This window comes from Arthrobacter sp. 01L42 (assembly GCF_056400005.1).
Window position 1 is genome coordinate 55,924 of sequence record NZ_JBFTSL010000013.1, and the last position, 26,017, is coordinate 81,940.

The 26,017-nt window shown below is 68.2% G+C and carries 20 protein-coding genes and 2 tRNA genes; 14 read left to right on the top strand and 8 right to left on the bottom strand.

What is annotated here, in order from left to right; translation table 11 throughout:
- The first annotated feature begins 33 nt into the window (after positions 1-33).
- The 4 genes from AC1DN2_RS12830 to AC1DN2_RS12845 all read left to right on the top strand — a co-directional run bounded on the left by AC1DN2_RS12830 (position 34) and on the right by AC1DN2_RS12845 (position 5,922).
- Entirely contained in the window at positions 34-2,313 is a 2,280-nt protein-coding gene (locus tag AC1DN2_RS12830) for a prolyl oligopeptidase family serine peptidase (RefSeq protein WP_476850610.1), read from the top strand.
- Between the two features lie 146 nt (positions 2,314-2,459).
- Positions 2,460-2,547: transfer RNA gene (locus AC1DN2_RS12835), tRNA-Ser, on the top strand.
- 173 nt (positions 2,548-2,720) lie between these two features.
- Positions 2,721-4,379, top strand: a complete 1,659-nt coding sequence (locus AC1DN2_RS12840; protein ID WP_476850611.1) for a phytoene desaturase family protein — start codon at positions 2,721-2,723, stop codon at positions 4,377-4,379.
- 73 nt (positions 4,380-4,452) lie between these two features.
- Positions 4,453-5,922 (top strand): MFS transporter, encoded by a 1,470-nt coding sequence (locus tag AC1DN2_RS12845; RefSeq protein WP_476850612.1) that lies wholly within the window; start codon positions 4,453-4,455, stop codon positions 5,920-5,922.
- On the opposite strand, the gene AC1DN2_RS12850 is transcribed toward AC1DN2_RS12845, so the two are convergent.
- On the bottom strand, positions 5,867-8,047 hold the full coding sequence (locus tag AC1DN2_RS12850) for a RecQ family ATP-dependent DNA helicase (RefSeq protein ID WP_476850613.1): 2,181 nt from the start codon (positions 8,045-8,047) through the stop codon (positions 5,867-5,869). The genes AC1DN2_RS12845 and AC1DN2_RS12850 overlap by 56 nt on opposite strands.
- A gap of 124 nt (positions 8,048-8,171) precedes the next feature.
- On the opposite strand from AC1DN2_RS12850, the gene AC1DN2_RS12855 reads away from it, so the two are divergent.
- From AC1DN2_RS12855 to AC1DN2_RS12870, 4 genes are all read left to right on the top strand, one after another.
- A complete protein-coding gene (locus AC1DN2_RS12855) occupies positions 8,172-9,590 on the top strand; it encodes a phosphomannomutase/phosphoglucomutase (RefSeq protein ID WP_223914399.1) in 1,419 nt (472 codons plus the stop codon).
- 2 nt (positions 9,591-9,592) lie between these two features.
- Positions 9,593-10,078, top strand: a complete 486-nt coding sequence (locus AC1DN2_RS12860; protein WP_028278122.1) for a hypothetical protein — start codon at positions 9,593-9,595, stop codon at positions 10,076-10,078.
- A gap of 20 nt (positions 10,079-10,098) precedes the next feature.
- Positions 10,099-10,548 carry an RrF2 family transcriptional regulator gene (locus AC1DN2_RS12865; protein WP_018774250.1) on the top strand — a complete coding sequence of 150 codons (450 nt, stop codon included), beginning with the start codon at positions 10,099-10,101 and terminating at the stop codon, positions 10,546-10,548.
- 366 nt (positions 10,549-10,914) lie between these two features.
- The gene (locus AC1DN2_RS12870) at positions 10,915-12,075 is read left to right on the top strand and encodes a globin domain-containing protein (protein ID WP_476850614.1); all 1,161 of its coding nucleotides are present in this window, start codon (positions 10,915-10,917) and stop codon (positions 12,073-12,075) included.
- An 87-nt stretch (positions 12,076-12,162) separates the two neighbouring features.
- Here AC1DN2_RS12870 and AC1DN2_RS12875 read toward each other — a convergent pair whose 3' ends face one another.
- A complete protein-coding gene (locus AC1DN2_RS12875; RefSeq protein WP_476850615.1) occupies positions 12,163-13,575 on the bottom strand; it encodes an FAD-binding oxidoreductase in 1,413 nt (470 codons plus the stop codon).
- A 319-nt stretch (positions 13,576-13,894) separates the two neighbouring features.
- Entirely contained in the window at positions 13,895-15,730 is a 1,836-nt protein-coding gene (locus AC1DN2_RS12880) for a phosphoenolpyruvate carboxykinase (GTP) (protein ID WP_223914403.1), read from the bottom strand.
- A gap of 277 nt (positions 15,731-16,007) precedes the next feature.
- On the opposite strand from AC1DN2_RS12880, the gene AC1DN2_RS12885 reads away from it, so the two are divergent.
- Positions 16,008-16,081: transfer RNA gene (locus AC1DN2_RS12885), tRNA-Arg, on the top strand.
- Between the two features lie 162 nt (positions 16,082-16,243).
- Here the strand turns inward: AC1DN2_RS12885 and AC1DN2_RS12890 are convergent.
- Complete coding sequence (locus AC1DN2_RS12890; RefSeq protein WP_476850662.1) at positions 16,244-16,972, bottom strand: FadR/GntR family transcriptional regulator; 729 nt, start codon at positions 16,970-16,972, stop codon at positions 16,244-16,246.
- 165 nt (positions 16,973-17,137) lie between these two features.
- Here AC1DN2_RS12890 and AC1DN2_RS12895 point away from each other — a divergent pair, with 165 nt between their 5' ends.
- The 5 genes from AC1DN2_RS12895 to AC1DN2_RS12915 all read left to right on the top strand — a co-directional run bounded on the left by AC1DN2_RS12895 (position 17,138) and on the right by AC1DN2_RS12915 (position 22,862).
- A complete protein-coding gene (locus AC1DN2_RS12895) occupies positions 17,138-18,676 on the top strand; it encodes a dihydrolipoyl dehydrogenase family protein (RefSeq protein WP_476850616.1) in 1,539 nt (512 codons plus the stop codon).
- 88 nt (positions 18,677-18,764) lie between these two features.
- Positions 18,765-19,523, top strand: a complete 759-nt coding sequence (locus tag AC1DN2_RS12900) for an ABC transporter ATP-binding protein (protein WP_476850617.1) — start codon at positions 18,765-18,767, stop codon at positions 19,521-19,523.
- A complete protein-coding gene (locus AC1DN2_RS12905; protein WP_476850618.1) occupies positions 19,520-21,556 on the top strand; it encodes a YhgE/Pip family protein in 2,037 nt (678 codons plus the stop codon). Before AC1DN2_RS12900 ends, AC1DN2_RS12905 begins: the two co-directional genes overlap by 4 nt.
- Positions 21,553-22,188: a TetR/AcrR family transcriptional regulator gene (locus AC1DN2_RS12910; RefSeq protein WP_230008014.1), complete on the top strand. Its 636-nt coding sequence runs from the start codon at positions 21,553-21,555 to the stop codon at positions 22,186-22,188. Before AC1DN2_RS12905 ends, AC1DN2_RS12910 begins: the two co-directional genes overlap by 4 nt.
- Positions 22,189-22,205: 17 nt before the next feature.
- Entirely contained in the window at positions 22,206-22,862 is a 657-nt protein-coding gene (locus tag AC1DN2_RS12915; RefSeq protein WP_476850619.1) for a hypothetical protein, read from the top strand.
- A gap of 73 nt (positions 22,863-22,935) precedes the next feature.
- Here AC1DN2_RS12915 and AC1DN2_RS12920 read toward each other — a convergent pair whose 3' ends face one another.
- The 4 genes from AC1DN2_RS12920 to AC1DN2_RS12935 form a co-directional block, all read right to left on the bottom strand.
- A complete protein-coding gene (locus tag AC1DN2_RS12920; protein ID WP_476850620.1) occupies positions 22,936-23,505 on the bottom strand; it encodes a hypothetical protein in 570 nt (189 codons plus the stop codon).
- Between the two features lie 137 nt (positions 23,506-23,642).
- Positions 23,643-24,170 carry a SixA phosphatase family protein gene (locus AC1DN2_RS12925; protein WP_476850621.1) on the bottom strand — a complete coding sequence of 176 codons (528 nt, stop codon included), beginning with the start codon at positions 24,168-24,170 and terminating at the stop codon, positions 23,643-23,645.
- Between the two features lie 55 nt (positions 24,171-24,225).
- Positions 24,226-24,429: a dodecin family protein gene (locus AC1DN2_RS12930; protein ID WP_230012628.1), complete on the bottom strand. Its 204-nt coding sequence runs from the start codon at positions 24,427-24,429 to the stop codon at positions 24,226-24,228.
- Positions 24,430-24,655: 226 nt separating this feature from the next.
- Positions 24,656-25,519 carry a winged helix-turn-helix domain-containing protein gene (locus AC1DN2_RS12935; protein ID WP_018774264.1) on the bottom strand — a complete coding sequence of 288 codons (864 nt, stop codon included), beginning with the start codon at positions 25,517-25,519 and terminating at the stop codon, positions 24,656-24,658.
- Positions 25,520-26,017 lie beyond the last annotated feature (498 nt).

Below are 26,017 nucleotides of genomic sequence, written 5' to 3' on the forward strand. Positions count from 1 at the left end.
GCCACTGCCGCACCGATGTTCTTGGATGGGAAAATGACCACCACAGAAGCTGACCACCCGTCCGCGTCCGGCGAGGCCACCGGTGCCCTCCCGGCTGGAGGGACTTCCCCCGAACCCGTCGACGAGAACATCTGGCTGGAGGACATCTACGGCCAGGAGCAGCTGGCGTGGGTCCGTGAACAGAACGCCCGCACCGAGGAGCTCCTCGAGGACGCCGACTACGCCGATCTGGAAGGCCGGATCCTGGAGGTCCTCGACTCCACCGACCGGATCCCCATGGTGGGCAAGCACGGCGAGTGGTACTACAACTTCTGGAAGGACCGGGACAACCCCCGGGGCCTGTGGCGGCGCACCAGCTGGGACAGCTACCGGGCCGGGACCCCCGAGTGGGATGTCCTGCTGGATGTCGACGCCCTCGCCGCCGCCGAGGGCCAGGACTGGGTCTTCCACGGCGCCAACTTCCTCCGCCCGGCCCCGGGTGAACCCCACCGGCGGGCCCTGCTGGCGTTCTCCCCCGACGGCGGGGACGCCAACCGCCACCGGGAGTTCGACGTCGAGGCCCGCGGCTTCGTGGACCCGGCCGACGGCGGCTTCGACCTCCCGACCGGCAAGGGCAACGCCTCCTGGCTGGAGCGGGACACCCTGCTGGTCGCCACCACCGCCCACGATCTGCCGCGGACCACCTCGTCCTATGCCCGCACCGGGGTGAAGCTGCGCCGCGGCGAGTCCCTGGCCCAGGCCGAACAGCTGTTCGACATTCCCGAGGACCACATGATGGCGATCGTGGCACACGACTCCACACCGGGCTTCGAACGCACGTTTGCCGTCGACTGGATCAGCTTTTTCGAGAAGAACACCTCGGTGCTGCGCGATGGTGCGTGGGTGCAGATCGACGTACCGGCGGACGTGAACCTGAGCTCGCACCGTGAATGGCTGCTGTTCCGCCCGCAGCGTGACTGGACCGTCAACGGCACCACCCACCCGGCGGGCTCCCTGCTCGCGGCCGGCTTCGAGGACTTCCTCGCCGGCTCCCGGGACCTCGCCGTGCTCTTCACGCCCGATCCGCACACCTCCCTGCAGTCCTGGAGCTGGACGCGGGACTTCCTGCTGCTGAACCTGCTCCGGGACGTGTCCTCGGAGATCCACGTCCTGGATCCGCGGCGCCCCGGCACGGACGCCGCCTGGGCCGCCACCGTGCTGGACGCCTGCCCGCCCCTACACGATGTCAATGCCTTCGCGGTGGATGACGAGGACGACGCCGAAGGCTCGGACGACGACGGTACCGGCGGCGCCGCCTCGGTCGCCGAAGGCGAGGCGCCGGGCGCAGGGAACGACTTCTGGCTGGTGGCCACCGGCTTCACGACGCCGACCACCCTGACCCGCGGGACGCTCGCCCGCGATGGCGGATCGGTGGCCAGCACACACGAGGTGATCCGGACCTCGCCGTCATTCTTCGACGAGGCGGGCTACGAGGTCCAGCAGCACTTCGCGGCCTCCAGCGACGGCACGAAGGTTCCGTATTTCCAGGTGGCGGCCAAGGACCTGGTGCTGGACGGCCAGAACCCGACTCAGCTTTCCGGCTATGGCGGCTTCGAGATTTCGCGGACGCCGGCGTACAGCGGCGCGATCGGCCGGGCGTGGCTGGAGCGGCGGACCGCGGAGTCCAGCGGCGTAGCGGGCGGGGGCACGCACCGCCGCGGCGGCGTCTACGTGGTGGCGAACATCCGCGGCGGCGGCGAGTATGGGCCGGGCTGGCACCGCGCCGCGCTGCAGGGCAACCGCCACCGGGCGTACGAGGACTTCGCCGCCGTCGCGAAGGACCTGATCTCCCGCGGTGTCACGTCCCGTCAGCGGCTCGGCTGCGTGGGCGGCTCCAACGGCGGACTGCTGGTGGGCAACATGCTCACGCAGTACCCGGAGCTTTTTGGCGCCGTGTCCTGCGGGGTCCCGCTCCTGGACATGCGCCGGTACACCAAGCTGTCCGCGGGCTATTCCTGGATCGGCGAATACGGCGACCCCGACGTGCCCGAGCAGTGGGAGTTCCTGAAGACGTTTTCGCCGTACCACCTGCTCAAGGACGGCGTGGACTACCCGGAGACGTTTATTTGGACGGCGACTTCGGATGACCGGGTGGGGCCGGTCCAGGCCCGGAAGATGGCGGCCCGCATGCAGGCCATGGGCATCCCGAATGTCTGGTTCCACGAGGCGCTCGAGGGCGGCCACGCGGGGGCTTCGGACAACCGGCAGGCGGCGGCCCTGCAAAGCCGCAGCCAGCATTTCCTGTGGCGGGCCCTCGCCGGCACCGAGGCGTAAGGCCCACACCCAAGCAACGCGGGGTCACTTAGCGCCCATCCGGGGGCCCCGCATGGGCCGGATCTGACCCCGCGTTGCTCTGGAGTTGCCGTTTTGCACTGTGTGGCACCTTCTGCGTATCCTTGGTTGGCTAGTTATTAGCAATTGGAGACGTGCCAGAGCGGCCGAATGGGCTTCACTGCTAATGAAGTGTGGGGCACAACTCCACCGGGGGTTCAAATCCCCCCGTCTCCGCGTTTGGCCCCGGTCCTCGGACCGGGGCCTTTTGCGTTCCCGGGCAGATCAGGGCGGATCGACGTCGTTCAGTCGCGCTGGTCTGCCCCCAGCAGTCATGTCCCCCCGGCCCGGCCCGTCCGGTGGCCGGACGCCTCACGCCCGCCGGCGGATCCGGATGGCAGGATAGGCCCATGTCGAGCAACACGGAATTTGACGCCATCATCGTCGGCGGCGGCCACAACGGACTGGCCGCGGCCGCGTACCTGGCCAAGGCCGGGCGGGACGTCCTGGTCCTGGAAAAGCTGGAACACGCCGGCGGCGCAGCGGTATCCGCGCACGCGTTCGACGGCGTCGACGCCCGCCTCTCGCGCTATTCGTACCTCGTCAGCCTCCTGCCCCGGCAGATCATCGACGACCTCGGCCTGCGCATCACGCTGGCGCGGCGGCGCTATTCCTCCTACACCCCGGACCCCGCGGACGGCAGCCGGGCCCTGCTGGTGGACAACGGGGACGAGGCCGCCACGGCCGCGTCGTTCGCCGCCGTCGGCGCTCCCGACGGCGAGTTCGGCGCCTTCACCGCGTTCTACGCCGCGTGCGGGCAGCTCACGGAGGCACTCTGGCCCACCATGACCGCGCCGCTGCTGGCGCGGTCCGCGGCGCGGGGCCTAGCCGCCCGGGCCGGGGCCGACGCGGCGTGGGAGGCCATGATCGAACATCCCATCGGGCAGGCGATCCGCCGGGAGCTGGGCAGCGACCTGGTCCGCGGTGTGGTCCTGACGGATGCGCTGATCGGTACCTTCGCCCGGGCTGACGATGAGGACCTGCAGCAAAACATCTGCTTCCTCTACCACCTGATCGGCGGCGGGACGGGGGACTGGGACGTGCCGGTCGGCGGCATGGGCGCGGTCTCCGGCGAGCTGGAGCGGGCCGCGCGCGACGCCGGCGCGACCATCCTGACCTCCGCGGACGTGACCGCCGTCCGGCCCGGCGGCGCCGTGGACTACCGCCACGGCGGGCAGGACCATTCGTCTTCCGCCCGGTGGGTGTTGTCCAATGTGGCGCCGGTGGTCCTCGACCGGCTGCGCGGCCGGCCTGCCGCCGACCTGTCAGCCGGCGCCGCGGCCGGCGACCCTGGCATTTCAGCGGTCGCCGCCACCAATCCGAACCATCAGCGCGAGGGTGCGCAGGTCAAGGTCAACCTCCTGCTCAAACGCCTCCCGGAGCTGCTGGACGGATCCGTCAGCCCCGAGGCCGCGTTCGGCGGGACGTTCCACATCAACGAGACCTGGTCCCAGCTCGACGCCGCCTACAGCACCGCCGCCGCCGGATCCGTGCCCTCGCCGCTGCCGTGCGAAATCTACTGCCACTCGCTGACCGACCCCACCATCCTGTCCCCGGAACTGCAGGCCGCCGGCGCCCAGACGCTGACCGTCTTTGGCCTGCACGTCCCGGACCGGCTGGTCACGGCGGAGAACAACGAGGACCGCCGCGCCGAACTGCAGGCGGCCGTCCTGGCCTCCCTGAACTCCGTCCTGGCTGAGCCCGTCGAGGATCTTCTCATGACGGATCCGGACGGGCGGCCCTGCATCGAAACCAAGACCACCCTGGACATTGAACGCGCCGTCGGGATGCCCCGCGGCAATATCTTCCACGGCGGCCTCGACTGGCCGTTCGTGGAGGACGGCGAACCGCTGGACACCCCGGCGCGCCGCTGGGGCGTGGCGACGGATGATCCGCAGATCCTGCTCTGCGGCTCCGGTGCCCGCCGCGGCGGCGCCGTCAGTGCGATCGGCGGACACAACGCCGCCATGGCTGTGCTGGAATCGGAACCACCCCTGCGCAATGGGTGAGCCGCTGCAATGGGTGAATCAGCGCAATGGATGAGCCGGCGCTATGGGTGAACCGGACCGTGGAGACACGCGCATGAACGCCTCCCCGCGCGGCGCGGACCCTGCCGGGGGCAGCTGGAGCCCGCGGCTGGCCCTGCTGGTGGCCGCGACGTTCTTCATGGAATTCCTCGACGGGACCGTCCTGACCACCGCCATACCCAGTATCGCCGCCGATTTCGCGGTGCCGGCCGCCGACGTGAACATCACCATGACCGCCTACCTGATGACGGTGGCGATGGGCATCCCGCTCAGCGGCTGGCTCGCGGAGCGGCTCGGTGCCCGCCGGGTGTTCTGTCTTGCCATCGCTATCTTCACGGCCGCGTCATTGCTCTGCGCGCTCAGCCAGGACCTGACCATGCTGACGCTGAGCCGTGTCCTGCAGGGTGCCGGCGGCGCCATGATGGTCCCGGTGGGCACGCTGGTGGTGCTCCGCGGCACCCCGAAGAAGGATCTGCTGCGGGCTACGGCCTTCCTCGTGTGGCCCGGGCTGCTGGCCCCGGTCCTCGCCCCGCTGGTGGGCGGAGTGCTGACGACCTACCTGTCCTGGCACTGGATCTTCCTGGTCAATCTCCCCCTGGGCCTGGCGGCCTTCCTGGCCGCGCTGCGCCTGGTCCCCCCAGTCCGCGGCGACAGCACGCGGCGCCTGGACTGGCTCGGACTGGTCCTGACCACGCTCGGGGTGGGATCCCTGCTGGTCGGCCTGGAATTGATGGGCGGCCGGGACGCCGGACTGCTGGCGGCCGCGGGGATCGCTGCGGGCCTGCTGTTCCTGGCCGCCGCCGCGGCCTGGATGCGGCGGACCAGCACGCCGCTGTTCAATCTGTCCGTCTTCGGCACGCGGACGTTCCGCGCGACGGCGACGGGAGGCTTTGTGTACCGCCTGACCATCAGCGCGGTGCCGTTCCTGCTGCCGCTAATGTTCCAGGTCGGTTTCGGCTGGGACCCGCTGCGCGCCGGGGCGATGGTGTCGGCCGTGTTCGTGGGGAACATCGGGATCAAGCCCGCCACGACGCCCCTGATCCGGCGTTGCGGGTTCAAGCCCGTCCTGGTGTTCGCGTCTCTGGCCTCCGCGGCCACTTTTGCGCTGTGCGCGCTGCTCGACGCCGGCACGCCGGAACCGCTGATTGTCGCGGTGCTGGTGGCCAGCGGGGCGTTCCGCTCGATCGGATTCTCGGCGTACGCGTCAGTGCAGTACGCCGATGTCGTCCCGGCCCAGCTGCCGTCCGCCAACGCCGTCTCCGCGACGCTCGTGCAGCTCGCCACCGCGGCCGGGATCGCGGTCGGGGCACTCCTGCTGCGGGTCTTCGAGGCAGGCAGCCGCGCGGGATCCACCGGGGTCGCCGGTGATCCGGCGGCGCCGTACCGGGCGGCGTTCCTGGCCATCGCGGTCTTGATGCTCCTGAGCACCCTGGACAGCCTGGCCCTCCCCCGCCACGCCGGCGCTGAGGTCAGCCGGCCTGGCCCAGCACCAGCGGCAGAACGGCGCCGGCGCCCGCGAGCCTGAGGGCCCGCCCGGAGACGGTCAGGGTCCAGCGGCTGTCCACGAGGTCGTCCACCAGCATGACGCTCTGGCCACGGATTCCAGCCAGGGCCTCCTCCAGCTCCGGCCCCACCACCAGGCGGTCCCAGACGCCGGCGAGCCGGTAGGCGCTGTTCCCGCCGCGGCCGCCGGTGGGTCCGCCGTGATTGAGCTGCAGCTGGCCCAGATACGGGATGCGGCCAATCTCCGAGATCCCGCGGGCCAGGGAATCCACCAGCAACGGCTTCCCGCGGGAGGGCAGGCTGATGATCGCGGCAGGCCGGCCGGCCCCGCTCCAGCCAGCGGTCCGGGCATCTCCGGTGCCCCACTCCCGGAGCACCTGGACGCAGGCCTGCAGCATGCCCGGGTCCACGGGCCGGTCGGGCGCACCGGCGGCGAAGGCCTCCCGCAGGGCCCCGCCCCAGCCAAGGTCCGTCAGGCGCGCCAGCACCCGGCCGTCCGCGAGGGCCTCATCCGGCTTGATCTTGCCCTTGACCGGCACGCCCAGGCGGTCCATGCCGCTGGGCCACTGCAGCCGCGGTTCCAGGGCGACGCCGGCCCGGCGCAGGGTCTGCCCGGCGGTCTCCGTGGCGTCCTCGGCGATGTCAGCGCGGAACCAGCGGCCCGCGCAGTTGTCGCAGCGGCCGCAGGCGCGGGCCGTTTCATCGTCCAGCACCGAGGTGATGTATTCCATCCGGCAGCCGGCCGTGTCCTGGTAGATGACCATCGAGTCCTGTTCATCCACCCGGGCCTCGGCGATCCGGCCGTACCGCTCGGCGTCGTAGTTCCACGGCTGTCCCGTGGAACGCCAGCCGCCGCCGACGCGTTCGACGGCGCCGTCCACGGCCAGGACTTTCAGCAGCAGCTCCAGCGGGGTGCGGCGCAGGTCCACCCGGGCCTCGAGCGCCACCGTGGACACCGCCGTGCCTGCCTCGGCGAGGGCCGTCAGAACCGCGGCAGCTTTCTCCTCGGACGGCATGGACGCCGTGGCGAAGTACTGCCAGATGTCGCGGTCCTCGGATCCCGGCAACAACAGGACGTCGGCGTTCGCCGCGCCACGGCCGGCGCGGCCCACCTGCTGGTAGTACGCCACCGGCGACGACGGCGCGCCAAGGTGCACCACGAAGCCGAGGTCCGGCTTGTCGAAACCCATGCCGAGGGCCGAGGTGGCCACGAGCGCCTTGACCTGGTTGTCCTTCAGGAGCTGCTCGGCTCGTTCCCGGTCCGCGGGGTCCGTGCGGCCGGTGTAGGCGAGGACCTCGTGCCCCGCCTCAGCCAGCAGGCGGGCGGTGTCCTCGGCGGCCGAGACCGTGAGGGTGTAGATGATGCCGCTGCCCTGCAGATCCTGCAGGTGGGTGAGCAGCCAGCCGAGGCGTTCGCGGGAATCGGGCAGGGTCAGGACACCGAGCCGGAGCGAATCCCGGCCCAGGGCGCCACGGATGGTGAGCACGTCCTTGCCGAGCTGTTCCTCGATGTCATGCACCACCCGGGAGTTGGCCGTGGCGGTGGTGGCGAGCACCGGGACGGTGTCCGGCAGCTGCGTGATGAGGTCCGCGATGCGCCGGTAGTCGGGGCGGAAGTCGTGGCCCCAGTCCGAGATGCAGTGGGCCTCGTCAATCACCAGCAGCCCGGTCCGGCGGACGAGCTCGGGCAGCTGGTTTTCCCGGAAGGACGGGTTGGTGAGTCGTTCCGGCGAGACCAGCAGGACGTCCACTTCATCGGCGGCGAGCTGCTCGCGGACGGTGTCCCAGTCCAGCTGGTTTGCTGAGTTGATCGCCACCGCCCGCACCCCGGCCCGCGCCGCGGCCGCGACCTGGTCCCGCATGAGGGCCAGTAGCGGGGACACGATCAGGGTGGGCCCGGCGCCGCGGCGGCGCAGCAGCAGGGAGGCGACAAAGTACACGGCCGACTTCCCCCAGCCGGTGCGCTGCACCACCAGGGCCCGCCTGCCGCCGTCGACCAGGGCCTCAATGGCCTCGAACTGGCCGTCATGGAACTCGGCTTCAGGATGGCCCACGAGCTCCCGCAGTACATTCTGGGCCTGTTCCCGGGTCGAGGATGGGGTGCCGGCTAGGGCAGTGCTGGAAAGGGCGTTCTGGTTACTGGCCATTGCTTCAGTATCCCAGCCCCCTCCGACAGCCGCGAAGCCGGTACCCGCTATGTGCACAATCCCAGCGTGTGGACAAACGTGGGCACGGGCCGGCGCGTCAGGGCCGCAACGTAAGATAAGACGCGTGACTACGGACAAGACAAAGACTTTTGACCTCTCGACCTCGTTCAAGGCCTACGACGTGCGCGGAATCGTGGGGCAATCCATCACCGCGGAGATCGTCGAAGCCGTCGGTGCCGCCTTCGTCGACGTCCTGGAACTCACAGGGCAGACCGTGCTGGTGGGCGGGGACATGCGCCCCTCCTCCCCCGAGTTCGCCAAAGCCTTCGCGAACGGCGCAGCCACCCGCGGCGCCAACGTCCAGCTGCTGGACCTGATCTCCACCGACGAGCTCTACTACGCGTGCGGGGCCCTCAACGCCGCCGGCGCCACGTTCACCGCGAGCCACAACCCGGCCGAATACAACGGCATCAAGATGGCCAAGGCCGGCGCCGTGCCGATCTCCTCCGAAACCGGGCTCATGGAAATCCAGGCCCGCGCCGAGGAATACCTCAACGCCGGCGCCATCCCCGCGGCCGGCAGCACTGGCCTGATTGGCGTGCAGGACGTCCTCAAGGGCTACGCGGAGTACCTGCGCTCCCTGGTGGACCTGCGCGGTTCCCGCCCGCTGAAGGTTGTGGTGGATGCCGGCAACGGCATGGCCGGCCTCACCACCCCGGCCGTGCTTGGCGATGCCCTGCTGCCCAAGCTTCCGCTGGAGATCGTGCCGCTGTACTTCGAGCTCGACGGATCCTTCCCGAACCACCCGGCCAACCCGCTGGAGCCGGAAAACCTGCGCGACCTGCAGGCCGCCGTCGTCGAACACGGCGCGGACATCGGCCTGGCCTTCGACGGCGACGCCGACCGCTGCTTCGTGATCGACGAGAAGGGCGAGCCTGTCTCGCCGTCGGCCATCACCGGCATGGTGGCCCGCCGCGAAATCGCCCGCGCCCAGGGCCTCGGTGAAGACACGCCCACCGTCATCCACAACCTGCTGACCTCCCGCGCGGTGCCCGAACTCGTCGAACGCCACGGCGGCCGGCCCGTCCGCACCCGCGTGGGGCACTCCTTTATCAAGGCCGTCATGGCCGCGGAAGGGGCCATCTTCGGCGGGGAACACTCGGCCCACTTCTACTTCCGCGACTTCTGGAATGCGGACACCGGCATGCTGGCCGCCATGCACGTCCTCGCCGCCCTGGGCGAACAGGAGGGCCCGCTCTCCGAACTCGGCCGCGAATACGAGCCGTACCGGTCATCCGGCGAGATCAACTCGGAAATCGAGGACAAGGCCGCCGCGGTCGAGCGGGTCCGCGAGGACTTCCACGACGAGGACGTCGAGGTCGACTACCTCGACGGCAGCACCTTCATCGCCACCGACGGCAGCTACTGGTTCAACCTGCGCCCGTCCAACACCGAACCGTTCCTGCGCCTCAACGTTGAAGCCACGGACGCCGCCACCATGGAACGCGTCCGCGACCGCGTCCTGGCGCTGGTCCGGGGCTAGCGGTGGCAGTACACCCGGAAGAATCCGCCAACACCGGATCCTGGCGCGAGTCCGTGCCGGACGCCAGCGCCACGGACCTGGAGAACCTGCTCGGCACCGGCGTCGGTGCCGCGCAGGAGCAGCTGGAACGCAACGGCGGCTTCCTGCCCTTCGCCCTGGTGGTGCAGAACGACGGCGAAGTCCGGCTGGTGGCCGTGACACCCGCGGACGCGAGCGACGGATCGGACGCCGACTTCGACGCGGACGCCATGATCCGGGACCTCCACGAGTTGCTCCGGCAGCACCGGGAAGAGTTCCGGGCCGCCGCCGTCGTCTGCGACATCACGCTGCTCGAGGAAGACTCGGACGCCATCCACGTCGCGGCAGAGCACCAGGACGGCTCCCTGTTCGCCGCCGTGCTGCCCTACGCAGCGAACGCCGGGACGCACGAACTCGAGTTCGGCCAGCTGGCCGCCGATACCAACGAGCCCGCCGTCTGGGTGGACTAGACCGCCCTTAGGCTGGGGATATGAAGATCAATGCGTTCGCCGATGTGAGCCTTCGCGCTTTGCTGGTGCTCGCGGCCGCTCCGGACGGCGGGCTCCTGACCACCCAGAGCATCGCCGACGCTGTCGGCACGCCGTACAACCACGTCAGCAAGGCGATGGCGAAGCTGCGCGCACTGGGCCTGATCGACGTCGAACGCGGCCGCAACGGCGGATCCCGGCTGAGCAGCGCCGGCCGGACCGCAACGGTCGGCCAGCTGCTGCGGCAACTCGACACCCGCCTGGACCCGGCCGACTGCATTGCCACGGGCGGGACGTGCCCGCTCATCACCGAATGCCGGCTCCGGGCCGCGCTGGCCCGGGCCCGCGAAGCCTTCTATGGCGAACTCGACGGGATCGTGATCGCGTCGCTGCCGACCTCCCGGCAGATGGCGCCCGTCTTTGCGGCGATCGGGCTGCGCCCGGGGCTTTGAGCGGCCCGGCAGGTTCGGGCCGCTGTCCGGCGGGATTCCGGCCCAATCTGGGGAAAACCTTTGGTTTGGCGTCCAAACGCCCTTCCTGGCGGGCCTGGCCATTGACTTCAGGCAGGCACGGGATGACCGGCATGCCAGGCTCAGGCACGGTACCGGCGCTCTGCCCCACCGGGATCCGGTTCCTTCTCCGGCAGCGACACTTGCCACTGACACCCGCCTTCTCCCGCCGCCGCCACGCCCGGAATCCGGTCGATTTGGAATAGATTTCTACGCGGTGTAGAAATGAGGCATAGATATTCGTATTTGAAATGCAAGTATCGCCGCGGACCCGGCTGAAGACGCCGGGCCACTATCTCAGGAGTCAACATGCTCTCGGACAAGTCCTTCCCCGTCATCGAGGCCACCCTGCCGCTGGTCGGTTCCCGGATCGGGGAGATCACCCCCAAGTTCTACGCCCGCCTCTTCGCCGCCCACCCCGAACTGCTGGACGGCCTGTTCAGCCGCTCCAACCAGCGCTCGGGCAATCAGCAGCAGGCCCTGGCCGGAAGCATCGCCGCCTTCGCCAGCCACCTGGTGAACAACCCGGACACCCTGCCGGAGACCGTGCTGTCCCGGATCGCGCACCGCCACGCTTCCCTCGGCATCACCGAACCGCAGTACCAGGTGGTCTACGAGCACCTCTTCGCCGCCATCGCCGAGGACCTGGCCGAGGTCATCACCCCGGAAATCGCCGAAGCCTGGACCGAGGTCTACTGGCTCATGGCGGACGCCCTCATCAAGCTCGAGAAGGGCCTCTACGCCGCACAGGCCAACGCCAAGATGTGGACCCCCTGGAAGGTTGCCGCCAAGACTCCGGCCGGCACCGGCTCCATGACCTTCACCCTGGAACCGGCCGACGACACCCCCATCACCGCGGCGCTGCCGGGCCAGTACGTCAGCGTCAAGGTCACCCTTCCGGACGGGCTCCGCCAGGTCCGCCAGTACTCCCTCTCCGGCGACGCCGGCACCAGCCGCAGCTTCACCACCAAGCTCGACGACGGCGGCGAGGTCTCCCCCGTGCTGCACAACAACGTGGCCGTGGGCGACGTCATCGAAATCTCCAACCCCTACGGCGAAATCACGCTCAAGGAAGGCGACGGCCCCGTGGTCCTGGCCTCGGCCGGCATCGGCTGCACGCCCACGGCGTCCATCCTGCGCTCCCTGGCCGAGTCCGGCTCGGACCGCCAGGTCCTGGTCCTGCACGCCGAAAGCAACCTGGACAGCTGGGCGCTGCGCTCCCAGATGACGGACGACGTCGAACGCCTGGACGGCGCCGACCTGCAGCTCTGGCTCGAGCAGCCCGAAGCCGGTTCCAACGCGGGCTTCATGTCCCTGCGCGAGGTGGACCTCCCGGCCAACGCCTCGCTCTACCTGTGTGGCCCGCTGCCGTTCATGAAGAACATCCGCAACGAGGCCATCAACGCCGGCATCCCGGCCACGAAGATCCACTACGAGGTCTTCGGCCCGGATATCTGGCTCGCCAGCTAAAACACTCATCGACGGCGGCCCCGCACCTCTTCGTGAAGGTGGGGGCCGCCGTCGTGAAGCGGTGCCCGGGAGTCCGCGCAGAGCGCGTCAGCCCGCCGACGGCACCCCGGTGATCGCGTGACCGAAGCGCAGGAGGTTACCGGGGTCGTACGTGGACTTCGCGGACCGCATCCGCTCATAGACCGCGGGAGTCCAGGCCCGGGCCCGGTCCTCCTCGTCGCCCGGCGCGCCATGGAAATTGACCAGCGTGTACCCGGTGGAGTGGGGAGCCATCGCGGCCAGGATCCCGCTAATGGAGGCCGATACGGCCTCGGCAAGGGGCGGTATCTTGAACCCGACGAGGAACAGCAGGAAGGCCGCGTCCCGCCCCGACACGGCGTCCGGCAACGCATCCGGCATAGCCCCCGGCCGGGACAGTGCAGTCCGGGCCAGCGCGCCGCCGAGCGGCCGGACCTCCACCAGCAGCAGCGGGCAGTCCGAACCGTCCCCGGTGAGCTCGAGCAGGTCAGCCACCGCCTCTTCGCCGAAATCCTTCAGGAGCGCGCCGCCGTCCATGAAGGGCAGCGGGTCCGCCGGGTCCATGTGGATCTGGTCTACGTCGAGGTAGCTCATGGGCCCGGCCGTGTCCATCAAGGGGGTCGAGACCGCCCGCATCGGGGCAAGCAGCGCGTCGCCGGCCTCACGCTTGCCCAGGAAGGCAAAGCGCAGGTGCACGACGAACTGGTTCCGCAGCGGCTCGGGAACGAAGTCCATGTCCGGAAGCCGCAGCAGCGAGATCGAGGGTGAGGCATCTTCGGGCAGCGTGGGCAGCCAGTGACGGAAGGCAGCCAGGACGGTGGCCGCATCCGCCCCGGGATAGATGATGCCGCCGCCGTAGAAATCATTGAACGGAAAGAGACTGAACTCGAGGGCGGTCACGATCCCGAGGTTGCCCTTACCGCCGCGCATCAGTGCAAACAGCTCGGCCTCGGCGTCGGCGTCGATCCGCCGCAATTCGCCGTCGGCCGTGACAATCTCCATGCTGCGGACATGGTCCGCCGCGAAGCCGTGCGCGCGGCCGAGCACGGGCAGCCCGCCGCCGAGCGTGTAGCCGACGACGCCGACGTCCGTGCTGGAGCCGTGCAATCCGAGGAGCCCGTGCGGCACGCTGGCCTCCAGGAGGGTGCGCCACTTCACCCCGGCGCCGACGCGCGCGGTGCGTTCATCCGGATCGATCTGCACGTCCTGCAGCCGGCGCGTGTTAATGAGCAGGCCGCCATCGATCGCAGATTCGGCGCCGTGCCCGGTGGACTGGACGGACACGGGAAGCCTGCGCTCCGCCGCCCACTTAACCGCGGCCACGACGTCCCGGGCATCTGCGGCCCCCAGAACGACTTCGGGCCGGTGCACTGTTGCGACGTTGAAGGCGAACGTCTCCGCCGCGAATTCGGGGCTGTCCGGCAACGCGACCGGGCCGCTGACAGCGCTGGACAAAGCATCGATGTCGTCGTTGACAAGCATGAGGAACTCCTGAGTCTCGCTTACCGCGAGCAGGTCGGGGGCGCGGCCGCACCCGCCCGGAATGCCCCCAGCGCACGCTCCACTCGTCGGCCGGCCCGGCTGATGGAATGCGGACAAGCCTAGGGATCTGGCCGGACGCGGCCTAGGGACCTAAGTCCCGGCGCCACGCACCCAACGAAAACGGCGGCCCCGCATCTTGCGAGAGGTCCTGGGTTCTAACGGTCGCTGGTTAAACCGCAACGCGGGGTCACTTACGGTCCATCCACGGTGGTGGGATGGGCCGTAAGTGACCCCGCGTTGCTTTGTGTTGTGCCGGCTGCTACTGCTCGGCAGCCATGCGCTCCTTCAGTCCTGCGAGTTCGGCGCGTAGCGCCTCGGGCAGCGAGCTGCCGAAGTTGGCGAACCACTCCTCGATCGAGGCCAGCTCGGTAGTCCACTCCGCGGGGTCGACACGGACGGCCTCTTCAACCTGGGCCGGGGTCATGTCCAGGCCCTTGAGGTCGATCGCGTCAGCGGTGGGGACGAACCCGATGGGGGTCTCCACGGCGTCGGCCTTGCCCTCGAGGCGTTCGATGGCCCATTTCAGGACCCGGGCGTTGTCACCGAATCCGGGCCAGGCGAATCCGCCCTCGGAATTGCGGCGGAACCAGTTGACCAGGAAGATCTTGGGCAGCCGCTCCGGGTTGGCCTTCGCGGACAGGTTGACCCAGTGGTTCAGGTAATCGCCTGCGTCGTAGCCGATGAAGGGCAGCATGGCCATCGGATCCCGGCGGACAACGCCGACGGCACCGGCTGCCGCGGCGGTGGTCTCCGAGGACAGGGTGGAGCCCATGAAGATGCCGTTGGACCAGCTGCGCGCCTCGGTGACCAGCGGGATGGTGGTCTTGCGGCGGCCGCCGAACAGGATCGCGGAAAGCTCCACGCCGTCCGGGTTGTAGTACTCCTCGGCCAGCATGTCGATCTGGTCGATCGGCGTGCAGAAGCGGGAGTTCGGGTGAGCGGCGGGCTTGTCCGAATCCGGGGTCCAGGAGTTGCCCTGCCAGTCGGTCAGGTGCGCGGGTACCTCGTCGGTCATGCCCTCCCACCACACACCGCCGTCGTCCGTCAGGGCGACGTTGGTGAAGATGCTGTGGCCCTTGGCGATGGCGCGCATCGCGTTGGGGTTGGTGCCCCAGCCGGTGCCCGGAGCCACGCCGAACAGGCCGGCCTCGGGGTTGACGGCGCGGAGCTCGCCTTCCTTGCCGAACCGCATCCAGGTGATGTCGTCACCGAGGGTTTCGACTTTCCAGCCCTCGATGGTCGGATCCAGCAGCGCGAGGTTGGTCTTGCCGCAGGCCGACGGGAAGGCGGCGGAGATGTAGTAGTTCTTCTGCTCCGGCGAGGTCAGCTTGAGGATGAGCATGTGCTCGGCCAGCCAGCCTTCATCGCGTGCCATCACCGAGGCGATGCGCAGGGCGTAGCACTTCTTGCCGAGCAGGGCGTTGCCGCCGTAGCCGGAGCCGAAGGACCAAATGGAGCGCTCCTCCGGGAAGTGGACAATCCACTTGTCCGGGTTGCAGGGCCACGGGACATCGGCCTGGCCCGGGGCCAGCGGGGCGCCCAGGGAGTGCAGGGCGGGGACAAAGAACGCGTTGGTCGCGGTGATCTTGTCCAGGACCTCGGTGCCGATGGTGGCCATGATCCGCATGGAGGCGACAACGTAGGCGCTGTCGGTGATCTCGACGCCGAACTTGGGGTCCTCGGCGTCGAGGTGGCCCATCACGAAGGGGATCACGTACATGGTGCGCCCGCGCATGGAGCCGGCGAACAGGCCGTGCAGCTTTTCCTTCATCTGCGCCGGGGCCATCCAGTTATTGGTGAAGCCTGCGTCGTGCTCGTTCTCGGAGCAGATGAAGGTCTGCTCTTCGACGCGGGCCACGTCGGCGGGGTCGGAGAAGGCCGCGAACGACTTGGGGAAGAGGTCCTCGTTGAGGCGGGTCAGGGTGCCGGCGGCAACGAGCTCGTCCGTCAGCCGGGTGTTTTCCGCTTCGGACCCGTCAACCCAGTAGATCCGGTCCGGCTGGGTCAGTTGAGCTACCTCTTCTACCCATGCCAGTAGACCGGCATGTGTGGTGGGTGCTTTTTCAAGCAACGGCAGTCGCGCCAGATCTCCCATTACGGTTCCCTTCCTCGGGTTCAGTGGTGTGTCCTAAATGCTAGGGCTCGGCAGGGGGCCCATTTCGGGCCCGGACGTGGGATGACCGGGGCCGAGCAAATCAAAAACCGCGGAAATTCAAGGAACTGGCCGGCCATCATCCCTCCTTTTTGTGACTAAGGTCACGTAGACCGGTCTAGTCAGCTAGATTACACCCGCTTCGATTTGTAACTGGGCCCGGGCTCGCGTAAAGTAATTCGAGGTTCGGGGAGAGAGAAGTTCTCCAAGAGCCGAGAATGCGCCCATAGCTCAGCTGGATAGAGCGTCTGTCTACGGAACAGAAGGTCAGGGGTTCGAATCCCTTTGGGCGCACAGATGAAGATCCGCCCCGGTTCGCCGGGGCGGATCTTTTGATTTAACCGCCCTAGGCGCCAGGGCGCCGGCCCGGCTGCTTTAGGCGCCAGGCTGGGCGCCGGCGCGGCCGCCTTAGGCGCCGGCGGCAGCTGTTGGGCCGGAGCGGCCCGGCAGCAGGTCTCAGGCCGTGGACCGGACGATGATGTTGCGGATGTCGTCGAAATGCGTGCTGAGCCGCTCGGAGGCGAGTGCCTTGTCCGCCGTTGCGACAGCCTCATAGATCCCCCGGTGCACTGCGGCCGTTGCCTGCAGGTCGACGGCGTACGGCCCGCCGAGTTCGAGGTGGATACGGCGGTAGACCTTCCAGAAGACGTCCATCAGGCTGATCAGCAGGTCGTTGTTCAGCGGCTCGAAAAGCCTGCGGTGGAACTCCGCGTCGGCCTCGATGAACGGCTCCCCCGCGTCGGCCAGCGCTTCCATGCGGTTCACGGACTCCTCCACGGCGGCCAGCTGTTCGGCGCTGATCCGGTCCATGGCGGCGCCGACCAGGCCGGATTCGAGTGCCTGCCGGACCTCCACGAGCTGCAGGGCTTCCTCGCCCTGGTGGCGCAGCGACAGCCGGGCGCGGAAGGTGAGCCCGTCGGTCAGGGCCTCGAAATTGCTCGGCGCCACGAACATGCCGAATCCGTGGCGGATCTCGATGACACCCAGCGCCTGGAGCGCCTTCAAGGACTCCCGCAGGGTGTTGCGGCCGACGCCGAGTGCCGCCGTCAGCTCGTTTTCGGTCGGCAGCGGGTCGCCGGGAACCAGGTCGCGTTCCAGGATCAGCTCCAGGATGTCCGACTGGAGCGCCCGGAGCCGGGCCTGGGCGCTGAACCTTGCCAGCGGTATGGCCGGGCCTGTTGTCATGTTGCGTGCGGCCATGGCCGCCTCCTCCCCCAAGTATGGTCCCAACAGTATCGACCGTCCCCCGTCCTGCAAAGGGTTCGGCCCGGCACATTACGCCGGAAGCCCGCATCGCCGGAGCCCGGAGCTCCCCCGGATCCGGCCGTGGCCCCGGCGTAGGCTGGTGCCATGACGGCACAGATTGAGCGGGAATTCGATGTCATTGTGATCGGCGCCGGGGCCGTGGGCGAGAATGTGGCGGACCGTGTGGTCCGCGGCGGCCTGACAGCAGTGCTCATCGAGGCGGAGCTGGTCGGCGGCGAGTGCTCGTACTGGGCCTGCATGCCTTCGAAGGCCCTCCTGCGGCCGGGCACTGCGCTGCATGGCGCGCAGACGGTCCCCGGCGCCCAGGAAGCGGTCACCCGCACCCTGGATCCGGCAGCCGTGCTGAAGCGCCGGGATTACTTCACCTCGAACTGGCAGGACGACAGCCAGGTCAAGTGGGTGGAGGACACAGGCATCGAACTGATCCGCGGCCACGGCTGGATCACCGCCCCGCGGCACGTCGAGGTGGCCGGGCTGGACGGCAACGGCTACGCACTCACGGCCCGGCACGCCGTGGTGGTCGCCACGGGCTCCGCCCCGAACCAGCCGCCGGTCGAGGGGCTTCACGACGTCGAGTACTGGACCACCAGGGAGGCGACCTCAGCCCGCGCGGTTCCCCCGCGGCTTGCAGTCCTCGGCGGCGGCGTTGCCGGCGTCGAACTCGCCCAGGCCTATGCCCGGCTTGGTTCGTCCGTGACGCTCGTGGCCCGCGGCGGGCTCCTGGGCGTTTTCCCGGAACAGGCCGCAGACCTGGTCGCTGCCGGCCTGCGCGCCGATGGTGTCGACCTCCGCCTGCACACTGGCACGCGGAGCGTGCATGAGAACGACGACGGCTCCCTTACCGTCGTGCTCGACGGCGGCCCCAAGAGCGGTCCCACGGGCGGCCCCAAGGACGGCCCGGGCGCCGGGACCGCTGACGGCACGGCCCATGGCGCCACGATCACGGCGGACAAGCTGCTCGTCTCCACCGGCCGGCACCCCGCCCTAGAGGGACTCGGCCTGGACAGCGTCGGCCTCCCGGCACCCGAGGGCGGCGGGACCCTGCGGCTCACCACCGATTCCACCGGACTAGTCCACCACGCCACCGAGAACGATGTGTCCGGCAACCCGTGGCTCTACGCAGCCGGCGACGCCGCCGGACGGGCCATGCTGACGCACCAGGGCAAATACGGTGCCCGGGCCACCGGAGACGCCATTGCCGCCCGGGCCAAGGGCGAACTCCGCGGCGAGCCGGCACCGTGGAGCCGCTATGCCCAGACGGCCTCCGAGCACGCGGTGCCGAACGTGGTGTTCACCGATCCGGAACTGGCGAACGTCGGCCGGACCGTGGCGCAGGCGGAGAAGGACGGCTTCCGGGCCTCCGCCGTGGAACTCCCCATCCAGGTGGCCGGCTCCTCGCTGCACGCAGAACACTACGAAGGGTGGGCGCAGCTGGTCATCGACGAGGACCGCAAGGTGCTGCTGGGCGCCACGTTCGCCGGCCCGGACGTCGCCGAACTCCTGCACGCAGCCACCATTGCCGTGGTGGGGGAAGTCCCGCTGGACCGGCTGTGGCACGCCGTGCCCTCCTATCCGACCATCAGCGAAGTCTGGCTCCGCCTGCTCGAAAGCTATGGCCTGTGATCCGTTGATCACAAGCGACCAACTCTATTTGAACTGACCGGTCAGTTCGGTTAGCCTTGAAGCAGACCAGACCCTGCGAAAGGCTTACATGCTCTCCGTGCAACAGCTCCGTGTGAACGGGCGCCGGAATGACCTGCTCCCACCCACGTCCCTTGAGGTACGTGCCGGGGAGCTGCTCTTGGTTGAAGGCGACGGCCAGGACCAGCGAACAGCCCTGGCCCTCACGCTCAGCGGCCGGATGAAGCCCTCCGGGGGAGTGCTCAGCTGGGACGGAAATTCCAAGATTAAGCGCCTCCGGTTGGCCAGTGCACTGGTGGACTCCCCCGGTGTCAACGAGCCCGAACAGCATCTCAGCGTGGGCGACCTCGTCACCGAGGACCTCGCGCTCATCCCCCGGCGCTATCGGGGTGCTCTGCTGAGCAAACCCTGGCTCAAGGTCAACCGCTTCGAGGACATTGCCGGCCTCTGGACCGAACAGATTCCGGCCCGGCGACGCGTCGAACTGCTCACCGCCCTTGCCCTGGCCAACCCCGGAACAGATCTGCTGGTGGTCGATTCTCCGGACAGGCACAGCGCAGATCCCGCGGACTGGCTTCCCAGGCTGGAAGATCTGGCGCACGACGGCGGCCGGCCGCTCGCCGTCGTCGTCACCGTCGCGGCACTGCCGGACGGCTGGACCGGGCCCTCCGCCGCAATCGGGAACGCCGTTGAGGCTGCCGCCGCAACGGATTCCATCGTTGACGCATCCGCGGACCACTCCCAGCCGGATGCGCAGGAGACGGAAGGCCATCCCGCGAAACACCGGAACCCTGAACCCATTCTTCTCGAAACCGAGGCCCTAAAGTGACTGTTCTGCGGCTGGCCCGCTCCGAGCTCAAGCGCATGACTGGCGGGCTCCTGCCCAAACTGACCATCCTGGCGCTGACCATGGTGCCTTTGCTGTACGGCGCGGTGTACCTCTATGCCAACTGGGATCCGTACGGGAACCTGGACCAGATCGACGCCGCCTTGGTAGTGGAGGACACCGGCGCGTCCGCCAGCAACGGGACCCGGCTCGAAGCCGGGAAAAAGGTCGCCGACAGCCTCGTGGACGGCCACGTCTTCAACTGGCAGAAAGTCACCACCGCCGCGGAAGCGGACCAGGGCGTGAGCAGCGGCAAGTACGCGTTCGCGCTCAAGATTCCCAAGGACTTCTCGGCCAACCTGGTTTCCCCGGGCAGCTTTGACGCCGCGAACCAAGCCATGCTGAATGTCACCACCAATGATGCCAACAACTACGTCCTCAGCAACATCGTGGACAAGCTGACCACTGCCGTGCATTCGACGGTTGCCAAGGAAGTGGGCGAGGAGACTGCGAACCAGCTCCTGACGGGCTTCGGCACAATCCATACTCAAATAGTCCAGGCCGCCGACGGGGCCGGAAAACTCTCCGACGGCGTTGCCAGACTCCGGGACGGGGCAGCCAGTTTGCATTCCGGAACGAGCCAGCTGAACGGCGGAGTCGCAGAACTCGCCGCCGGCCAAATTAAGCTGCGCGATGGCGCCAACCAGCTCAATTCCGGCGCCGGCCAGCTCAGCGCCGGTCTGACGCAGCTGAAGGACAGGACGGCCACACTCCCTGCCGACTCGCAGAAACTCGCGGACGGCGCCGCGCAAGTCGCGGCGGGAAACGCGGCACTGAACACGAAAGTCCAGGACGTCGTCGGGCAACTCAGCGCTGCTGACAAGGGCCTCCGGGACCGTGTGGTGCAATCCAACAGCCGTCTGATTGCCGCCGGGATCATCACCCCCGACCAGGCCGGCAAAATCCTGGCCGATTTCGATACCGCCGCAGCCTCAAGCCCGGTGGCCGATGCGAAGTCCAGAATCCAAACGGATGCAGCCCAGATCCAGCAGCTTGCCGACGGATCCGCCGCCGTAAGTTCCGGGGCGGCCAAACTTGCGGGAGCAACGCCGGCCCTGACTGATGCCATCTCAAAGGCTTCAGACGGCGCCAACCAGCTCTCAGCCGGCTCGGCCGCGCTGGCCGCGGGCGAGCAGAGCGCTGTCGACGGCACTGCCAGGCTCGCAGATGGCGCCCGGCAGCTCGACGACGGGGCGGCCCAGCTGGAGGACGGCGCCCGCACGGCCTCGGATGGCGCCGCCACCCTGGCCTCAGAGCTGGACAAGGGTGCCGGGAAGATCCCCAATCCCGATGATGCCCAGAAGAACAGCCTGTCAAAGGTGATCGCGGACCCTGTTGCCGTCAGCGACGTCTCCCAGGCCAAGGCTGCGTCGTACGGTGCCGGCCTGGCGCCATTCTTCCTGACCCTGGCCCTATGGATCGGCGTATTCATGCTGGTCCAGGCCATGCGGCCCATCACGCAACGCGCACTGGCGTCCAACGCCCCGTCATGGAAGATCGCCGTCGGCGGCTGGCTGCCATTCTTTGCCGTTTCAGTCATCCAGGCCACGCTGCTCACCCTCGTGGTGGACCTGGGCCTGGGCCTCAAGCCCGCCCACCCGGTGCTGATGTGGTTGTTCATGTTGGCGGCCGCCATGGCCTTCAGTGCCATCATCCAGGGCGTCGTGGCCCTGCTGGGAACTCCCGGAAAATTCGTGGTGCTTATCCTGCTGGTCCTGCAGCTGGTTTCCTCCGGCGGAACCTTCCCGTGGCAAACCACCCCGCAGCCGCTGCACTTTGTCCACGAGGCGCTGCCTATGGGTTATGTGGTGGCCGGCATGCGGCACCTGATCTACGGCGCGGACCTTTCCTTGATCGTGCCCACGGTGGTTGGCCTCCTTGGGTACACTGTGCTCGGGGCGGCGCTTTCCACGCTGGCCGTTCACAAGCACAAGTTCTGGACCCTGAAGTCCCTAAAACCGGAGATCGCCGTATGAGCACAGTGGGGGCCGGGGAGAAGAAACTCCGTCCCGCCCGCACGAACGCCACGAAGCAGAAACTGTTCGAGGCGTCCATGGATCTGATCGGGGAGCGCGGCGCGGCGGGCGTGACGGTGGACGAGATCGCCACGGCAGCCGGGGTGTCCAAGGGCACGGTGTATTACAACTTTGGCAGCAAGTCGGACCTGATCGCCCAGCTGCTGCGCCACGGCGTGGACATCCTCCTGGCGCGGCTGCTGAGTGTCCGCGACGGCTCCGCCGACCCCCTCGCCGCCATGGAGGAAATGATCGGCCAGGCCATGGACTTCATGGCCGAGTACCCGTCCTTCGCCCGGCTTTGGGTCAGCGAAAGCTGGCGGACCCCGAGCGAATGGCAGGACACCTTCGCCGAGCTCCGCGGGCGCCTGCTCGCGGTGATCGGCTCTGCCATCGACGGCGTCGCCGCCGTCTATCCCGTGGATTCTGCCGTTTCCCGGGGCAGCCTGGAAACGGCGATCTTCGGGGCCTGCTTCGTGGTGGGACTGGACCGCCAGACGTACAACCCGGAGCGGACCAGGGAGCAGAGTGTGGCCGCAATCATGGCCTCCATGCGCGGCTACGTCGTGAAGCAGCCGCCTGCTCAGGCATGATTATTCACATGCGTCACATGGGTACCAACGGGAAAGTCGCCATCGGAGCGTTTCTCACTGCCCTGGCACTTCTGGTCCTGACCGGAATCACCCTGCAAGAGTGGGTGCTGGTGTGGTTCGTCGGTGCGGCCGCGACGGCCTATGTGGCCTGCGTGGCGGAGGTGGTGGTCCGGCGCCGGCACAAGACTTTGGCCGCGAGCGGGGTCGGCAGCATCCTCTTCATCGCGTTCGGGGTCGCTTTCCTGCGCCAGTGGGGGCTGGCCTTCAACCCCGATCCCGACGCCCTGTCCACGCGCGTCGATTCCGAGCATCCGGATTTGTACTTCTATCTGGCCGCGGCCGCCGGAGCCGTCACCTTACTGTTGCTGTTCGCCGGCACTGTACTGCCTGGCAGGAGCCGCGGCCGGCGTTCCCCGGGCCGTGCTCCGCGACGCCGCCCGGCGCCCGGCGCGCGGGGAGCGGGGGCCAGGTCTGCGAATCCGCGGCCCTCCGCACCGCGGCCGACGTCGAGAGGAACCGCCCCGCGCCCGGCGGCTCCGCGGGCGGCTCCTCCGCGGGCCACTGCCCGGCCAGCGGCCAAGTCACCGGCTAAGACACCGATAAAGCCAGCTGCGAAGACACCGGCCAAGTCGCCTGCCCCCAAATCACCAGCCCGGGCATCGGCCCGCCGCTGAGTCCCGCGCATCACCACCCGGCGGAGAGGTTCAGCACCGGATTTTCCGCCGGAAGCCAGCCCAGGAGTTCAGCTCAGAGGTTTCGAGGCCTGTCTTCCCGTGGAGTGGCATCCGGGCCCGGGGCCGTGTCGGTCCGGGTTACGTCCTCGCGGCTGCGCTGGTCGGCGGACACTTGCTGGCCGGACGCTGGCTCGCCGGAAGACACTTGCTCGCCGGGGACGTGGCTGCCCGTTGTGGGTTCGGCGGCGGCCCTCTCGGCGCGCAAATCCCCGCGGGTCGGCATCTGCCCGCTTTCGCCGCCGCGTTCAGATGTGACTACGTCCGGGTCCACTTCGTCGGCTTTGCGCAGTTGCTCCTGCGCGCCGGAGCGGACGCTTTCGGCTTCTTCCTGGCGCTTGCGGGCTTCCTGCCGCAGCCGCTCGGCCTCGAGGTCGGCCTCCTGCGCGTCGGCCTCGGCACGGGCCGCCTTGGCGTCGCGTTCCCGCGCAGCGAATTCGTCGGCCTTGGCCTGTTCACGCATCTCGGCCGCACGGTTCCGGTCCGCGGCCACCTTGCGTTTGCGGCTGACCATGACCGCCACCGCTACGATCGCGAGCACCACGACGATGCCGACAATAATTCCTATGAGCTGCCCTGAATCCACGTTGATCACCTTTTCTCCGGGTTGCAACACATGCCCCAAAACCACTGGAAAAAACCACATGACTAAACAGCATCAGTAAACCGCAGATCGGCGCAGGTTGCTATGGATTCCGCAGCCCTCACCGGGCGGACCTGCGGCTATTTGGCGCGGGGGACCTTGAAGTAGGTCAGCTTGGCGTCCTGCCCGTCCAGTTCGGCCCAGGACTTTTCCGTTTCCAGGATGGTCAGCCCGCTGGTCGGATAGCGCGTGGCGGCGTCCATGTAGGCATCGTGGTCGGAGTCGCGCGACGCCAGATGCATCGCAAGGTCCTGCACCCCGGGCATGTGGGAAATCACCATGAGGGTGGTGACGGTGTCAGGGACGTGGTTGATGACGGCCAGCATGCGCAAGGCGGAGGCGGCGTACAGCCCATCCTCGAGCTTGGGCGTCGGCGCCTTGTCTCCGAGGGCGTGGCACACCCACGTGCAGGTCTGGCGGGTCCGCAAAGCGCTGGAGCAGAGGATGAAATCAGGAACCACGCCGTGCTTGAGCAGCCACTTTCCGGCGACTGGGGCGTCCTTGTGGCCGCGTTCTTCGAGCGGCCTTTCGTGGTCGGCAACCCCGCCGGGCCAATCGGACTTGGCGTGCCGCATGATCACCAGCCGTTTGATGTGATGCGCGCTCATGCCCCAATCCTAGTGCGGCGGCTGGCCCACGGGCGCGCATCCGACCAGCGTCCGTTCAGTCTTCAAGGACGAAGGTCACTTCCAGCACGACGTGCCAGGCAACGACGGCGCCGTCGCTGATCTCGACCTTTTGTTCCTTCACCCATGCCCCCGTGACATTGCGAAGGGTCTTATTGGCCCGGTCGACGCCCTCCTTGATGGCGGCATCGAACGAGGTCTTGGAGTTCGCGCTCAGGGTAGTAATCCGTGCAACAGACATGTCTTCCTCCCAATAGTCGGCTCAACGGTCCGAGACTACGCCGGACCCCCGAAAGGCAACAGAGTCCAACCAAAACCACCAGCATCGGCGGCAAAGGCCCGTCAGCCAGCCCACCCAAAGCGCCCGTCGGGGAATGTGGCTGCCGGCGGAAAGCCGCTGAAGCTTCCGGAAACGCGAAAGCGCCCGCTCCCTATGCAGGGGACGGGCGCTTTGCGTGAAGCTGAGGCTAGATCGAGTATTCCGGAGCGGCCCAGACAACCACTTCGGGGTGCTCGTAGAACCGGTAGCCCTGGCCGCGCACGGTGCGCACGGTGTTGGCGAGGCGGCCCAGCTTGGAACGCAGGCGGCGGATGTGGACGTCGATGGTCCGCTCATTCGGGACCTCTTCGGCGTTCCGCCACAGGCCTTCGAGGAGCTCGTCGCGGCCCACGGTGCGGGTGCCGTTCTCCACGAGGTAGTTCAGGAGCTCGAATTCCTTGAACGTGAGATTCAGGGATTCGCCGTCGAGGTGCACCTCACGGCGGGCGAGGTCGATCAGCACCCCGGACGGCCGCGGATCCTGCGGCTGCTGCAGGCGGGCGGTCTCGGTGCGCTGGCGGGCCCCCGCGGTGGGATCACCGAAGGTCGAGCGGACGACGTCGAGGGCGGAACCCGGGGCACTGGCCGGCGCGACGGCGACGGCGGCATAGCTTTCGGCACCGGCCACGAGCGACTGTGCGTAGGCCCGGATTTCCTGGGCCAGCTTGGCGATGGATGTGCCGGCTGCAGCCGCGGTTTCCTCGTCGATGCCCATGTACAGCACGAAACCACGGGCGACGTTGTCGCTGGGGGCCGGACGGACCGGGCTGCCGGCACCCGGGGCGATCACCGGGGTGGGCGCCGTGGCGGGGGCGGGAGGGACGGCACGGAGCTGGCCGTAGGAGTCAGGGTTGTAGCCCTGCGCTGCATATCCGGGGGCGGGGAAGCTGCCCGTGGATCCGGCGGGGGCGAACGCGGAGCGCCCGCCAAAGCCCTGGCGGATCCCTGAGGCCTGGCCGGCCTTGCTGGCGTTACGGACGGAGATGTGGACGTATCCGGATGCAACTGACATGGAATGCTTACCTCAATGTGAATGGCCGTCATCGCGGCTCGAATGCTTCTTTCCCCGCAATGAAATTGGGGAGGGGCGCCCGACTCTGGGCTGGGGGGCGAATACCTGGAAACCTTTAGGGGTGTAAAAGTTAGGCGTGCATTCGACAACAGCGCATCTCGGTACCAGCGGGTGTGCTGATCCAGGAAGCTGCGGCTGCAGGTGCTGTTGAGTTCTTGTTCACAATTGAAGTGTGCAACGTAACAATGTAAACGTGCAAGTAACAATGGACCCCAGGTTCCACATAGTGAGACAGATCGAGGATTTGTAGCGCAAGTCACAATTCTGCAGCGGCAATAAAATAACAAGTGTTTTACTGACCGGAAGGTCAGCAAGTGCGCTTTCTCGAATATTATTCGGTCAAGGCCGACTGCATCAGGCAAATCATTCACAGCACGGCGAGTTGGGCCAAACCGCGCCTGCCCACCGCCGCCTGCGAGGCGGTCCACGGAGTGGGCA

Excerpts from the sequence above, each read along its gene's own strand:
- AC1DN2_RS12830 (WP_476850610.1), top strand. The coding sequence starts at position 34 with ATGACCACCACAGAAGCTGACCACCCGTCCGCGTCCGGCGAGGCCACC.
- AC1DN2_RS12870 (WP_476850614.1), top strand. The coding sequence starts at position 10,915 with ATGCTCTCGGACAAGTCCTTCCCCGTCATCGAGGCCACCCTGCCGCTG.
- AC1DN2_RS12895 (WP_476850616.1), top strand. The coding sequence starts at position 17,138 with ATGACGGCACAGATTGAGCGGGAATTCGATGTCATTGTGATCGGCGCC.
- AC1DN2_RS12840 (WP_476850611.1), top strand. The coding sequence starts at position 2,721 with ATGTCGAGCAACACGGAATTTGACGCCATCATCGTCGGCGGCGGCCAC.
- AC1DN2_RS12880 (WP_223914403.1), bottom strand. The coding sequence starts at position 15,730 with ATGGGAGATCTGGCGCGACTGCCGTTGCTTGAAAAAGCACCCACCACA.
- AC1DN2_RS12850 (WP_476850613.1), bottom strand. The coding sequence starts at position 8,047 with ATGGCCAGTAACCAGAACGCCCTTTCCAGCACTGCCCTAGCCGGCACC.
- AC1DN2_RS12910 (WP_230008014.1), top strand. The coding sequence starts at position 21,553 with ATGAGCACAGTGGGGGCCGGGGAGAAGAAACTCCGTCCCGCCCGCACG.
- AC1DN2_RS12930 (WP_230012628.1), bottom strand. The coding sequence starts at position 24,429 with ATGTCTGTTGCACGGATTACTACCCTGAGCGCGAACTCCAAGACCTCG.
- AC1DN2_RS12915 (WP_476850619.1), top strand. The coding sequence starts at position 22,206 with ATGGGTACCAACGGGAAAGTCGCCATCGGAGCGTTTCTCACTGCCCTG.
- AC1DN2_RS12890 (WP_476850662.1), bottom strand. The coding sequence starts at position 16,972 with ATGACAACAGGCCCGGCCATACCGCTGGCAAGGTTCAGCGCCCAGGCC.
- AC1DN2_RS12925 (WP_476850621.1), bottom strand. The coding sequence starts at position 24,170 with ATGAGCGCGCATCACATCAAACGGCTGGTGATCATGCGGCACGCCAAG.
- AC1DN2_RS12865 (WP_018774250.1), top strand. The coding sequence starts at position 10,099 with ATGAAGATCAATGCGTTCGCCGATGTGAGCCTTCGCGCTTTGCTGGTG.
- AC1DN2_RS12845 (WP_476850612.1), top strand. The coding sequence starts at position 4,453 with ATGAACGCCTCCCCGCGCGGCGCGGACCCTGCCGGGGGCAGCTGGAGC.
- AC1DN2_RS12875 (WP_476850615.1), bottom strand. The coding sequence starts at position 13,575 with ATGCTTGTCAACGACGACATCGATGCTTTGTCCAGCGCTGTCAGCGGC.
- AC1DN2_RS12900 (WP_476850617.1), top strand. The coding sequence starts at position 18,765 with ATGCTCTCCGTGCAACAGCTCCGTGTGAACGGGCGCCGGAATGACCTG.
- AC1DN2_RS12935 (WP_018774264.1), bottom strand. The coding sequence starts at position 25,519 with ATGTCAGTTGCATCCGGATACGTCCACATCTCCGTCCGTAACGCCAGC.